The sequence below is a fragment of the Pseudomonas tructae genome, from assembly GCF_004214895.1.
Lineage (GTDB): Bacteria > Pseudomonadota > Gammaproteobacteria > Pseudomonadales > Pseudomonadaceae > Aquipseudomonas > Aquipseudomonas tructae.
The window spans coordinates 335,430-348,092 of record NZ_CP035952.1 but is presented as its reverse complement, the minus strand read 5'-3'; the positions used below and the strand labels follow the sequence as shown (position 1 = coordinate 348,092).

The 12,663-nt window shown below is 60.0% G+C and carries 9 protein-coding genes; 2 read left to right on the top strand and 7 right to left on the bottom strand.

Annotated features, from left to right (window positions below):
• Positions 1–79: 79 nt before the first annotated feature.
• Both EXN22_RS01635 and EXN22_RS01630 read right to left on the bottom strand, forming a co-directional pair.
• Entirely contained in the window at positions 80–1,702 is a 1,623-nt protein-coding gene (locus EXN22_RS01635) for an MFS transporter (RefSeq protein WP_130262151.1), read from the bottom strand.
• Positions 1,703–1,802: 100 nt separating this feature from the next.
• Entirely contained in the window at positions 1,803–3,452 is a 1,650-nt protein-coding gene (locus EXN22_RS01630; protein ID WP_130262150.1) for a GMC family oxidoreductase, read from the bottom strand.
• Positions 3,453–3,588: 136 nt separating this feature from the next.
• On the opposite strand from EXN22_RS01630, the gene EXN22_RS01625 reads away from it, so the two are divergent.
• Entirely contained in the window at positions 3,589–4,476 is an 888-nt protein-coding gene (locus EXN22_RS01625; protein ID WP_130262149.1) for a LysR family transcriptional regulator, read from the top strand.
• Positions 4,477–4,480: 4 nt separating this feature from the next.
• Here the strand turns inward: EXN22_RS01625 and EXN22_RS01620 are convergent, their stop codons facing one another.
• Genes EXN22_RS01620 through EXN22_RS01610 form a run of 3 tightly spaced genes read right to left on the bottom strand, consistent with a single transcriptional unit; the run spans position 4,481 to position 7,495 of the window.
• The gene (locus EXN22_RS01620) at positions 4,481–5,299 is read right to left on the bottom strand and encodes a sulfite exporter TauE/SafE family protein (RefSeq protein ID WP_130262148.1); all 819 of its coding nucleotides are present in this window, start codon (positions 5,297–5,299) and stop codon (positions 4,481–4,483) included.
• The gene (locus EXN22_RS01615) at positions 5,296–6,573 is read right to left on the bottom strand and encodes an NAD(P)/FAD-dependent oxidoreductase (RefSeq protein WP_130262147.1); all 1,278 of its coding nucleotides are present in this window, start codon (positions 6,571–6,573) and stop codon (positions 5,296–5,298) included. Before EXN22_RS01615 ends, EXN22_RS01620 begins: the two co-directional genes overlap by 4 nt.
• 37 nt (positions 6,574–6,610) lie before the next feature.
• Positions 6,611–7,495 (bottom strand): MBL fold metallo-hydrolase, encoded by an 885-nt coding sequence (locus EXN22_RS01610; RefSeq protein ID WP_130262146.1) that lies wholly within the window; start codon positions 7,493–7,495, stop codon positions 6,611–6,613.
• 250 nt (positions 7,496–7,745) lie between these two features.
• Between EXN22_RS01610 and EXN22_RS01605 the strand changes: the two genes are divergently transcribed.
• Entirely contained in the window at positions 7,746–9,059 is a 1,314-nt protein-coding gene (locus EXN22_RS01605; RefSeq protein ID WP_130262145.1) for a sigma-54 interaction domain-containing protein, read from the top strand.
• A gap of 66 nt (positions 9,060–9,125) precedes the next feature.
• On the opposite strand, the gene gyrB is transcribed toward EXN22_RS01605, so the two are convergent.
• Both gyrB and recF read right to left on the bottom strand, forming a co-directional pair.
• Complete coding sequence (gyrB, locus tag EXN22_RS01600; RefSeq protein WP_130262144.1) at positions 9,126–11,543, bottom strand: DNA topoisomerase (ATP-hydrolyzing) subunit B; 2,418 nt, start codon at positions 11,541–11,543, stop codon at positions 9,126–9,128.
• A gap of 4 nt (positions 11,544–11,547) precedes the next feature.
• Positions 11,548–12,651 (bottom strand): DNA replication/repair protein RecF, encoded by a 1,104-nt coding sequence (gene recF, locus EXN22_RS01595; protein ID WP_130262143.1) that lies wholly within the window; start codon positions 12,649–12,651, stop codon positions 11,548–11,550.
• Positions 12,652–12,663 lie beyond the last annotated feature (12 nt).

Sequence of the window (12,663 nt, the reverse complement as noted above, 5' to 3'; positions counted from 1 at the left end):
TTTCTGAAAATCGTGCATAAGTTTTCCCGCGGCATAAAAAAACCGGCGCTTGCGCCGGTTTTTTTGTACCCGTCGTGTCTTAAACCTTATCGATATCCACGTCCCGGGTTTCTTTCAGGCAGAACAACCCCACCACCAGGCTGATACCGGTGATCAGGACCGGGTACCAGAGCCCATAGAAGATATCGCCGGTGTAAACCACCAGAGCGAATGACACAGTCGGCAGGAAGCCACCGAACCAGCCGTTGCCGATGTGGTAGGGCAGGGACATGGAGGTGTAGCGGATGCGGGTCGGGAACAGCTCGACCATCACCGCTGCCAGCGGCCCGTAGGTCATGGTCGCGATCAGGATCATCGCCACGATCAACAACACCACCATCGGCTGGTTGACGCTGGCAGGGTCTGCCTTGGCTGGATAACCGGCCTTTTCGATGGCTGCACGCATGGCCACTTCGTCGAAGCCGCTGATCTTCTGCTCACCGATGCTCACCACCACCTCGGTACCCGCAACCGCCTCAGCCGAGCTATAAGGCAGGCCCTGTTTGACCAGGAAGGTCTTGACCTTGTCGCAGGGGCTGTCAAACCGCGCCTTACCCACCGGGTCGAACTGAAAGGTGCATGCTTGCGGGTCTGCCATGACCACGATAGGTGCCTGACGGCTGGCGGCGTCGATCTGTGGATTGGCGTAATGGCTCAGTGCTTTGAACAGCGGGAAGTAGAGCACCGTTGCCAGCAACAAGCCGAGCATCAGGATCGGTTTGCGTCCAATACGGTCGGACAGCCAGCCAAAGAACACGAAGAACGGCGCACCGATCACCACACTGATGATCAGCAGGGTATTGGCCTGGGCCGGGTCCATCTTGAGCATCTGGGTCATGAAAAACAGCACATAGAACTGTGCCGTGTAGAAGGTGACCGCCTGGCCCGCGTTAATGCTGAACAATGCGGTCAGCACCACCTTCAGGTTTGGCCAGGAGGTGAAGGACTCACGAATGGGTGACTTGCTGATCTTGCCCTGGGCCTTCATTTTCACAAAAGCAGGCGACTCATGCATGCTCATGCGGATCCAGGTGGAAATCCCCAGCAGGACGATCGACAGCAAAAATGGCAGGCGCCAGCCCCAGACTTCGAACTGGTCGCCGCTGATATAACGGCTGCCCAGCACCACCAGCAATGACAGCAGCAGGCCAAGGGTCGCTGTGGACTGAATGAAACCGGTGTGGAAGCCGCGTTTGCCGGGTGGGGCATGTTCGGCAACATAGGTCGCCGCACCACCGTACTCACCCCCTAACGCCAGGCCCTGAAGCATACGCAAGATCACCAGAATGATCGGTGCCGCGATGCCGATGCTGGCGTAGGTTGGCAACAGGCCGACGGCAAAGGTCGACAGGCCCATCAGCACGATGGTCACCAGGAAGGTGTACTTGCGCCCGATCATGTCGCCCAGGCGGCCGAACACCAGCGCACCGAAAGGCCGTACCAGGAAACCGGCGGCGAAGGCCATCAAGGCGAAAATAAAGGCGGTGGTATCGTTCACCCCGGCAAAAAACTGCTTGCTGATGACCGCGGCCAACGCCCCGTAGAGAAAAAAGTCATACCACTCGAACACCGTCCCGAGGGATGACGCAAAAATGATCTTGCGTTCTTCCCGGCGACTGTTGCTCGCCGTTGCAGCGCCCTGCTCTTGAATGTAATCCGACATCGTTGCTGTCCTCGGCCTGCAGGCCCCAGTGATTATTTTTGTTGTTCCACTGTCGTCACCGGCAGACTGCGTCCGGCGTCGTTGTTGCTACGCACCCCGGTCAGGGCGTCGGTACTGTGCTTTTTTCGTCGATGCTGGCTGTGGATAACGTCCCCTGGCGAATCAGTTGCGCCGCCTTCTCGGCAATCATCAAGGTAGGTGAGCAGGTATTGCCTGAAACGATGTACGGCATGATCGAGGCATCGGCAATGCGCAGCCCCGGCACACCGTGCACACGTAGCTGGTCGTCGACCACATCCAGCGCGCCACTGCCCATCCGGCAGGTGCCCACCGGGTGGAAGATCGTCGTGCCGATCTGTCCGGCGGCTTCATGCAGTTGCTCTTCGCTGTGCAAGTCCGGGCCTGGCAGATATTCACGCGGGTTGAAGGCAGCCAGGGCAGGGGCCTGAACGATCTTGCGGGTCAGGCGAATGGCCTGGGCGGCGACGCGCAGGTCTTCGGGGTCGCTCAGGTAGTTGGGATCGATCAGCGGTGCATCGTCCGGGTTGGCCGAGCAGATATCGATACGCCCGCGACTGGCAGGGCGCAGGTTGCACACCGAGGCGGTAAAGGCCGGGAAGCGGTGCAGCGGCTCACCAAAACGTTCCAGCGACAGCGGCTGCACGTGGTACTGCAAGTTGGCCGACGCCTGTTCGGGGCCGGAGCGAACGAAAGCACCCAACTGGCTTGGCGCCATGGCCAACGGCCCGCTGCGATCATAGAGGTAACGCAGACCCATACCGAGCTTGCCCCAGAGGCTATTGGCGACCTGGTTGAGGGTTCGCGCCTGGCTAACCTGATAGATCAAGCGCAATTGCAGATGATCCTGCAGGTTGCCACCGACGCCGGGCAGCTCATGCCGAACGGTTATCCCCAGGCGCTCAAGCAAGCCGCGCGGACCAATGCCCGAGCGTTGCAATATCCCCGGGGAACCTACGGAACCTGCGCACAGGATGATCTCCCGGCGCGCACTGAAGTGCTGCCAGTCGCCCTGCCAGCGGGCCCGTACTGCATCAGCACGGCCGTCTTTCAACCGCACCTGATCAACCAGCACATCGGTCAGCACGGTCAGGTTGGGGCGTTTAAGGATCGGACGCAAAAAGGCTTTGGCCGAATTCCAGCGAATGCCGGAACGCTGGTTGACCTGAAAGTATCCACAGCCCTGATTGTCCCCGGTATTGAAGTCGGCAACGCTGGCGATGCCACTTTGCGCTGCGGCTTCGCGGAACGCATCGAGGATCGGCCAGGAGTAGCGTTGTTGTTCGACCCGCCACTCGCCTTGATCCCCATGGGCTTGGCTGGCACCGCCGAAGTGGTTTTCGCTGGCCTTGAACAGCGGCAGCACATCCTTCCAGGCCCAACCGGCATTGCCTTGCTCGGCCCAGCGATCGTAATCACCAGTCTGGCCACGCATGTAGATCATGCCGTTGATGGAAGAACAGCCACCGAGCACCTTGCCCCGTGGATAACCCAGGGCGCGGCCATTGAGGCCCGGTTGCGCTTGGGTCTTGAAGCACCAGTCGGTACGGGGATTGCCGATGCAGTAAAGGTAACCCACCGGGATATGAATCCAGGGGTAGTTGTCGCGCCCGCCAGCTTCGAGCAGCAGCACCCGGCAGCCTGGGTCGGCAGATAAGCGATTGGCCAGAAGGCATCCGGCAGGGCCGGCACCCACCACCACATAATCGTAGACAGGATCGGCTGATGGCATGGGCAACCTCGCGCCTGATTATTATTCTTGTCCCAGCCCATGTTATTGATTAATTTCGGGATGAAAACGTTAGATTTCACTCAAGTGCTGTGCGTTTTAACACAACGTCCGTGAACACCGATTCACAAGGAAAAGCATGTTCGACTGGAATGATCTGCGGTTTTTTCTCGAGTTGCAGCGCAGCGGCCGGCTACTGACCGCAGCCAAGCGCCTCAACACCACCCACAGCACCGTGGCCCGGCATATCGACAATATCGAGCAGAGCCTGGGCACAGCCCTGTTCGTTCAGCACGCCCAGGGTTACGAACTGACGCCCTCCGGCCAGGCCCTGCTCAAGCATGCCGAAGCGATGGAAAACGTCGCCCTGCTGGCCCAGGAAGAGATCACCCAAGCCATAACGCCACTGGGCAAGATTCGCCTGGGAGTGACCGAAGGCATTGGCATCATGTTCTTCACTCCGCGCATGGGCAGCCTGTTCGAGCGTTACCCGGGCCTTGAAGTGGAGCTGGTGGCGGTGCCGCGCTTTGTCAGCATCCTCAACCGCGAGGCAGAAATCAGCATTCACCTGGAACGGCCCAATGCCGACCTGTTGATAACCCGCAAACTCACCGACTATCGCCTGGCGCTGTACGCCAGCCCCGAGTACCTGGCCCAGGCGCCGGCGCTCAATCACCGCGAAGACCTGGCCAAGCACAGCTGGATCGGTTACGTCGACGACCTGCTGTTCAGCCAGGAGCTATTGTTTTTGAACAGCTTCTGCCGAGCGCCGAACGTGGTGTTTCGCAGCACCAGCGTGATCGCCCAACAGCAAGCCGCTCGCGCCGGCCTGGGCATCGCCGTGCTGCCCAATTACATGGCCCGCCACGATCCGGCACTGGTGCGGGTGCTGCCCAGCGAGACGATCCAGCGCAGCTACTGGATCTGTACCCGCCGCGAGCTGCACAAGTCGGTGCGGCTACGGGTCGTCTGGGATTTTCTCCTGGCCCTGTGCGCACAGGAGCAGGACGACTTGCTGGCGGAGTAGGCCATCAGCTGGCCAAGGTCCTGACCGCCAGCAACACTGCCGCGCAAATCCCCACAGCGGCGAACAACTGCTGCAATCGCGGCCCGGCCAGTTTGCCGGCGACCTGACGCGCCAGCAGCAACCCGAGCACTGCGCCACCGGCAAAGGGTGCACCCACTGTCCACTGCATGACGCCGCCGACTGTAGCGCTGACCACGCTACCGGTGGAGACCAGAGCAATCACTGCAAGGGACGTGGCAACGATGCTTTTCATGTCCAGGTTGGTATAGCGGCTCAGCGCCGGAATGATCACAAAACCACCACCGACACCCAGCAGCCCCGACAATAAACCGGACAGGGCGCCTGTAAATGCCAGGGCACGTGCGCAAGGCAGGGTCCAGCGCAAGCGCCCCTGCAAGGGGTTAAGCACGCAAGGCATGACCATGCGCTGCCCCAATGGCGGCTGCCCACGCAGCTCGCGGTGCGCCTTGAGCAGCATGCGGGCACAGGCATAGACCAGCACCAGGGCAAAGGTCAGGGCCAATGGCCCGTTCGGCAAGCGATGGGCAAGCATCAGCCCGAAGGGCGCAACAGCAATGCCGATCAACGCCACGAACAGCGCCGCGCGATAACGCACCAGGCCTTGGCGCAATCCCAACAGGGCGCCCACTGCCGCGGCCATACCAACGGCCAGCAAGCCGACTGGCGCCGCCTCGACCATCGACAAACCCAAGCCGAACACCAGCAAGGGCACGGCAAGAATGCCGCCACCGGCGCCGGTCAGCGCCAGCACCGCACCGATGAGCGCTCCCAAACCTGCCGCTAAAAATTGATGCTCGATCACCGCAGGCCCTCGGCCGTTACCCGGGGCTTGGCCAGCCACTCACGGCCCTTGAGCATGCAGCGCCAATACAGCGGCGGCAGGATCTGCGCCTTCAGCAGCCAGGCCAACCGTGTGGGCCGTCGCCCGTCTAGCAGCCAACGCGGGAAGCTCGGCGACAGTTTGCCGCCATAGGTGAACTCAGCGAGCACAATCTTGCCGCGCTCGACCGTCAACGGACAGGAGCCATAGCCATCGTAGTGAGCGAGGTTGGGCAAGCGGCCCAGCGCCACCAGAACATTGTTGGCCACCACCGGTGCCTGCTTGCGCGCAGCTGCTGCGGTCTTGGCATTGCTAGTGTTGATGCCGTCACCCAAGGCGTGGATGTTGCCGTAGTGTTTGTGGCGCAAGGTGGCCGGATCGACATCGATCCAGCCAGCCTGGTCAGCCAGCGGACTGTTGTGGATGAACTCCGGTGCAACCTGTGGCGGCACCACATGCAGCATATCGAAGGGCTGAATGCAGGTTTCGGTGCTGCCATCGGGCAAGGTGCGCACGAAGGTCGCTCGTTTGCCCGGACCATCGACCGCCACCAGGCGATGAGCGTACTGCAAGTCCACGGCGTACTTGTCGATGTACTCCATCAGCGCCGGAACATAGTCGGGTACCCCGAACAATACACCGCCGGCATTGAAGAACTGCGCCTGGATGTTGCCCAATCGGCCATTGCGCAGCCAGTGATCACACGACAGGTATAAAGCCTTTTGCGGTGCACCGGCGCACTTGATCGGCATCGGCGGCTGGGTGAACAACGCCCGGCCTTCGCGCAGGTTCTGTACCAGTTGCCAGGTATACGGCGCCAGGTCGTAGCGGTAATTGGAGGTCACGCCATTGCGCCCGAGGGTCTGGCTCAGGCCTTCGATGGCGTCCCAGTCGAGCTTGAGCCCGGGGCAGACCACCAGCTGTTCATAACTGAGCACGCGGCCGTCATTGAGGCTGACTGTTTGTGCCTGCGGGTCAAACGTCTCGACCCGTGCCTTGATCCACTGCACGCCGGCGGGAATGGTCGAAGCCATGGTGCGTGCGGTCGAAGGCGCCTGGAAGATACCGGCACCGACCATGGTCCAGCCCGGCTGGTAGTAGTGAACCTCGGCCGGGTCGATGATCGCGACATCCAGCGAAGGGTCACGGCAAATCAGGCTGGAAGCGACAGCGATACCGGCGGCGCCGGCACCGACGATCAGCACTTTATGGTGGTCGCCTTTCGGCACCTCGACAGGGGAGGGTTGAGCAGGCATGGCAAGGGTCCTTCTAATAATAATTCTGGGGTGTAGCTCAGAGCACGTTGAGCGGGATTTTCAGGTAGCGCACTCCGTTTTCTTCAGGTTCGGGCAACTGGCCGCTGCGCATGTTGATCTGTACCGAAGGCAGGATCAGCACCGGCATGTCCAGGGTGGCGTCGCGGGCTTCGCGCATGGCGACGAAGCTGTCTTCGCTGATGCCTTCGCGGATATGGATATTGCTGGCGCGCTGTTCAGCCACGGTGGTCATGTAGCGCAGTTCGCGGCCACCTGGCAGGTAGTCGTGGCACATGAACAAGCGCGTCTGGGCGGGCAGGGCGAGAATGCGCTGGATCGAGCGGTACAGGGTGCGCGCACTGGCGCCGGGGAAGTCGCATCGGGCAGTGCCGTAATCGGGCATGAACAAGGTGTCACCGACGAAGGCAATGCTCTGTCCGGCGACCTCCACCACATAGGTCATGCACGCCGGGGTGTGCCCGGGCGTGTGCAAGGCGCGCGCCTGAAGATTGCCAATGGTGAAGGGTTGCTCATCGTTGAACAGCACATCGAACTGGCTACCATCGCGGGCGAAGCCACCATCGGCATTGAACAGCGCACCGAAGACTTTCTGCACCTGGGTGATCTGGCTGCCTATCGCGATCCGCCCTCCCAAGGCTTGCTTGAGGTAGGCGGCGGCAGACAGATGGTCAGCGTGAACATGCGTTTCCAGAATCCACTGAACCTTGGCACCCAGTTCGTTGACCCGATCGATGAGTTTGTCCGCCGATGCGCTGTTGGTACGCCCGGACTTTGGATCGTAATCCAGCACGCTGTCGATCAAGGCACAGTCGCCATTGTCACGGTCCATCACCAGATAGCTGATGGTCGAGGTCACCGGGTCGAACAGTGCCTCTATATACAAGTTGCCGCCGATGATCATTTACCACGCTCCGAGTTCATCACAAATGCCAGCTATGCAGCCTTGCTGACAGTGGACAGGCTGTCATCAAGATATGTGCCACCCTTTAGATAAGCTGTTTCTCAAAGGCTACGGCGAATTTTCGGGCTGGGTATCGCTAACCGCTGCCAAACTGTCAGCATAGTTGGCAGTGACATGGCAGTACCTGGCAGTTTTTGGCAGTCCTTGGCACCTTCAGTTAAGCTCTGCCCGAGCTTGCCCAGGTGTCGCCATGTCCTTCTCTTCCGTTGTTACTCCTGATCCTGCCGTGCAGGCACTGGTGTCCTACCTCGAACACGACGCCCTGCCGACCATCGTGCTCGACACTGACTACAACATCCTTGCCGCTAACAGCGCCTACCGCCGCCAGTTCGGCATGGATGGCCAGCCGCCCATTGGCGCCAAGTGCCACCGGGTGTCCCATCACTACGCTGTACCATGCGACCAGGCCGGCGAACACTGCCCGATGCGCAAGGCCTGGGACAGTCGTGTACCTGAGCGTGTGTTGCATGTGCACCACACGCCGCGTGGGCCAGAACACGTCGATGTCGAATTGCGCCCTATCCTTGATGAAGAGGGTCAGGTGGTGGCTTTTGTCGAGCGCCTGACCAGTATCACCATTGCCTCGGCGCAGCCCCAGCAACACGGGTTGGTCGGGCGCTCACCGGCATTCCAGGAGGCACTGGCCAGCTTGCAGCGCGCAGCGCCTGCGCAAATCCCGGTGTTGCTTCAGGGTGAGTCCGGCACCGGCAAGGAGCTGTTTGCCCGCGCTATTCACCTGGGCAGCCCACGAGCAAATGGCCCACTGGTGGTGGTCGATTGCACCGGCCTGACCGAGTCGTTGTTCGAAAGCGAGTTGTTCGGTTACGAGAAGGGCGCCTTCACCGGTGCCCATCAGCGCAAGATCGGTCTGGCCGAAGCAGCCCATGGCGGCACCTTGTTCCTCGATGAGATCGGTGAAGTGCCGCTGGCGATGCAGGTCAAACTGCTGCGCTTGATCGAGTCCGGCAGCTTTCGCCCGGTTGGCAGCCTGCGCACTGTTCACTCGGATTTCAGGCTGGTCTCGGCTACCCACAAACCCCTCAAGGAAATGGCTGCCGCAGGCACCTTTCGTGAGGATCTGTACTACCGCATCAGCGGCTTTCCGATTCGGCTGCCAGCTTTGCGTGAGCGGGTTGATGATCTGCCGTTGTTGATCCAGAGCCTACTGCAGCGCATGGCCGGTTCGGCCGCGCCGCAAGTCGATGCCCAAGCGATGAAACAGCTGAGCTTGCATACCTATCCCGGCAACATCCGCGAACTGCGAAACATCCTTGAGCGTGCGCGATTGTTCACTGACGACGGAATGATTCGTGCCGAGCATCTGCCTACCGAGCTCGGCTCAGTCCTTGAACCGACGCAAACCTTGAGCCGCCGCGCCAAGGACAATCTCGGACAACTGGCTCAGGCCCTGGATAGTTTCAACGGTTCGCGCAGTGAGCTGGCCCGCCACCTTGGCCTAAGTGAGCGCACCCTGTACCGGCGCTTGCGCGAGCTGGGTCTTTGACCTATTCGCAGAAACAACAAACCCCGGCTTTTGGCCGGGGTTGTTGTTTGTAGCAGTAGCGCCTGATCAGAAGTCCAGGTTGGACACCGCCAGGGCGTTGCTCTCGATGAACTCGCGACGTGGCTCAACGGCGTCGCCCATCAGGGTGTTGAAGATCTGATCGGCAGCGATCGCGTCTTCGATGGTCACCTTGAGCATGCGCCGCACGGTTGGGTCCATGGTGGTTTCCCACAGCTGATCCGGGTTCATCTCACCCAGACCTTTGTATCGCTGAATGGTGTGACGCTTGGTACTTTCGGTCATCAGCCAGTCCAGTGCTTCCTTGAACTCGGTGATGGCTTTCTTGCGCTCGCCACGTTGCACGTAGGCGCCTTCACCCAGCAGGGTAGTCAGCTGTGCACCGAGGGCGGTGACGGTGCGGTAGTCGTTGCTACCAAAGAAGTCACGGTTGAAGGTGACGTAGCTGGCCAGGCCGTGAGAAGTGATTTCTACTTCTGGCAGCCAGACATTGCGCTCTTTGTCTTCGCGCAGGCTGGCCTTGTACAGCAGGCCGGACTTCTCGCTGGTACGCAGACGCTCTTCGAACTTGCCCAGCCATTGCTGCATGGCAGCGTGGTCGCCCAACTGCTCCAGCGATACCGCCGGCAGGTAGACGAAGTGCTCGGTGAGCTCCTGCGGGTACAGGCGCGACAGACGCTTGAGGGTCTTCATCACGGTACGGAATTCGTTGACCAGACGCTCCAGCTCGACGCCGGAAACAGGTGGTGCGGATTCGTCCAGATGCAGGCTGGCATCTTCCAGAGCCGACTGGGTCATGTACTCTTCCATGGCCTCGTCGTCTTTGATGTACTGCTCTTGCTTGCCTTTCTTGACCTTGTACAGCGGCGGCTGGGCGATATAGATGTAGCCACGCTCGACCAGCTCCGGCAGCTGACGGAAGAAGAAGGTCAGCAGCAGGGTACGGATGTGCGAACCGTCGACGTCAGCATCGGTCATGATGATGATGTTGTGATAGCGCAGCTTGTCGATGTTGTACTCTTCGCGGCCGATACCGCAGCCCAACGCAGTGATCAGCGTGCCCACTTCCTGGGACGAGATCATCTTGTCGAAACGTGCTTTCTCGACGTTGAGGATCTTGCCCTTGAGCGGCAGGATCGCCTGGGTCTTGCGGTTACGACCTTGCTTGGCCGAGCCACCCGCAGAGTCACCCTCCACCAGGTACAGTTCGGAAAGGGCAGGGTCCTTCTCCTGGCAGTCCGCCAGTTTGCCCGGCAGGCCGGCGATATCCAGCGCACCTTTGCGACGCGTCATTTCACGTGCTTTACGTGCCGCTTCACGGGCACGAGCAGCGTCGATCATCTTGCCGACCACCGCCTTGGCTTCGTTCGGGTTCTCCAGCAGGAAGTCGGAGAAGTACTTGCCCATCTCCTGTTCCACGGCCGTTTTCACTTCCGAGGACACCAGCTTGTCTTTGGTCTGCGAGCTGAACTTCGGATCCGGCACCTTCACCGAGATGATCGCGGTCAGACCTTCACGGGCGTCATCGCCGGTGGTCGCAACCTTGTTCTTCTTGGCCAGGCCTTCCTGCTCGATGTAGTTGTTCAGGTTACGAGTCAACGCCGAGCGGAAACCGACCAGGTGGGTACCACCGTCGCGCTGCGGAATGTTGTTGGTGAAGCACAACAGGTTCTCGTTGAAGCTATCGTTCCACTGCAGGGCGATTTCCACGCCCACGCCATCTTCACGTTGAACGCTGAAATGGAACACCTGGTTGACCGGAGTCTTGTTGGTGTTCAGGTATTCAACGAAGGCACGCAGGCCACCTTCGTACTTGAAGTGCTCTTCCTTGCCCGAACGCTCATCCTTCAACAGGATACCAACGCCAGAGTTCAGGAAGGACAGTTCGCGAATCCGCTTGGCCAGGATGTCCCAGCTGAAGTGGATATTCTTGAACGTCTCAGACGACGGTTTGAAGTGGATGTGGGTACCAGTAGTTTCGCTATCACCAACGATTGCCATCGAGGCTTGTGGCACACCGTGGACGTAGGTCTGCTCCCAGATCTTGCCGCTACGGCGAACGGTCAGGATCAACTCCTCGGACAGGGCGTTAACAACAGACACACCTACACCGTGCAGACCGCCGGACACTTTGTAGGAGTTGTCGTCAAACTTACCGCCGGCGTGCAAGACGGTCATGATGACCTCGGCGGCGGAGACGCCTTCCTCTTTGTGCACGTCGACTGGAATGCCGCGACCGTTGTCGCGAACACTGATGGATTCGTCCGGGTGGATGGTTACGGTGATGTCGTCACAGTGGCCGGCGAGTGCTTCGTCGATCGAGTTATCGAGCACCTCGAACACCATGTGGTGCAGACCGCTACCATCATCGGTGTCGCCAATGTACATACCGGGACGCTTGCGCACGGCATCTAGCCCTTTCAGCACTTTAATGCTGGAGGAGTCGTACGTTTGATTTTCGCTCATGCCTTCACTCCCGATGGTCGTGGGTCTGGGTGATACGGCCCTGTTCCACGTGGAACAAAGCAACTGGCGTTTCCGTCTGCCAGCCTTCCCTCAATAATTCGTGATCTACACAGGTGATAAACACCTGGCAGCGTAAGTCTTCCAACAAGCGACACAGTGCGCGGCGGTGCTGATCGTCGAGTTCCGACGGCAGGTCATCCACCAGATAAATACATTGGCCGCGACGCGCCTGGCTAACCAGATGGCCTTGGGCGATACGCAATGCGCAGACCACCAGCTTCTGCTGACCGCGAGACAAAATGTCTGCCGCGTTATGGACGCCGAGTCTCAAACGCAAGTCCGCGCGTTGTGGTCCGGCCTGGGTATGGCCCATGTGCTGATCACGCTGCAGGGAGGAGGCGAGCACTTCACTGAGTTCGCGATCCTTGTCCCAGCCACGGTAATAGCTCAGGGTCAGCCCTTCGAGCTCGACCAAATCGCTCAGGGTTTGCTCAAAGACGGGCTTCAAGGCCTTGATGTAGTTGCGACGGTATTCATCTATTTCCGCACTGGCCAGGCACAGTTCCCGGTCCCAGGCTGCTTGCGAAACAGCGTCAAGTGTACCATGCCGCAACCATGAGTTCCGCTGCCGCAAAGCCTTCTGCAGGCGTTGCCATGTGGCCATGAAGCGGGGTTCCACGTGGAACACCCCCCAATCAAGGAACTGCCGGCGTATTTTCGGTGCACCTTCGAGCAAGCGAAAACTGTCGGGGTTGATCAACTGCAGCGGCAGGATCTCGGCCAGCTGTGCAGCGCTACGGGCGTTCTGCCCATCGATGCGGATGGTGAACTCACCTTGCCGATCCCGCGAAATACCCAGGTTACTCGAACCTCCTTCGCTTAACTCGACCTGGCCGAATACGGTACAAGCCAGTTGCTCGTACTGAATCACCGGGGTGAGACGAGTGCTGCGAAACGAACGGGCCAGGCCCAACAGATGAACGGCCTCCAGCACACTGGTTTTGCCGCTGCCGTTGGCGCCGTACAGAATGTTTATGCGGGGGGAGGGAGAGAAGGTCACCGGGTGCAGGTTACGCACCGCGGTGACAGAAACGCGACTGAGGGACATCTAGAGTCTGCT

What these genes read in the sequence shown, in the direction of transcription:
- EXN22_RS01635 (WP_130262151.1), bottom strand. Translation starts at nt 1,702, where the DNA reads ATGTCGGATTACATTCAAGAGCAGGGCGCTGCAACGGCGAGCAACAGT.
- gyrB (WP_130262144.1), bottom strand. Translation starts at nt 11,543, where the DNA reads ATGAGCGAAAATCAAACGTACGACTCCTCCAGCATTAAAGTGCTGAAA.
- EXN22_RS01625 (WP_130262149.1), top strand. Translation starts at nt 3,589, where the DNA reads ATGTTCGACTGGAATGATCTGCGGTTTTTTCTCGAGTTGCAGCGCAGC.
- EXN22_RS01610 (WP_130262146.1), bottom strand. Translation starts at nt 7,495, where the DNA reads ATGATCATCGGCGGCAACTTGTATATAGAGGCACTGTTCGACCCGGTG.
- EXN22_RS01615 (WP_130262147.1), bottom strand. Translation starts at nt 6,573, where the DNA reads ATGCCTGCTCAACCCTCCCCTGTCGAGGTGCCGAAAGGCGACCACCAT.
- EXN22_RS01605 (WP_130262145.1), top strand. Translation starts at nt 7,746, where the DNA reads ATGTCCTTCTCTTCCGTTGTTACTCCTGATCCTGCCGTGCAGGCACTG.
- recF (WP_130262143.1), bottom strand. Translation starts at nt 12,651, where the DNA reads ATGTCCCTCAGTCGCGTTTCTGTCACCGCGGTGCGTAACCTGCACCCG.
- EXN22_RS01630 (WP_130262150.1), bottom strand. Translation starts at nt 3,452, where the DNA reads ATGCCATCAGCCGATCCTGTCTACGATTATGTGGTGGTGGGTGCCGGC.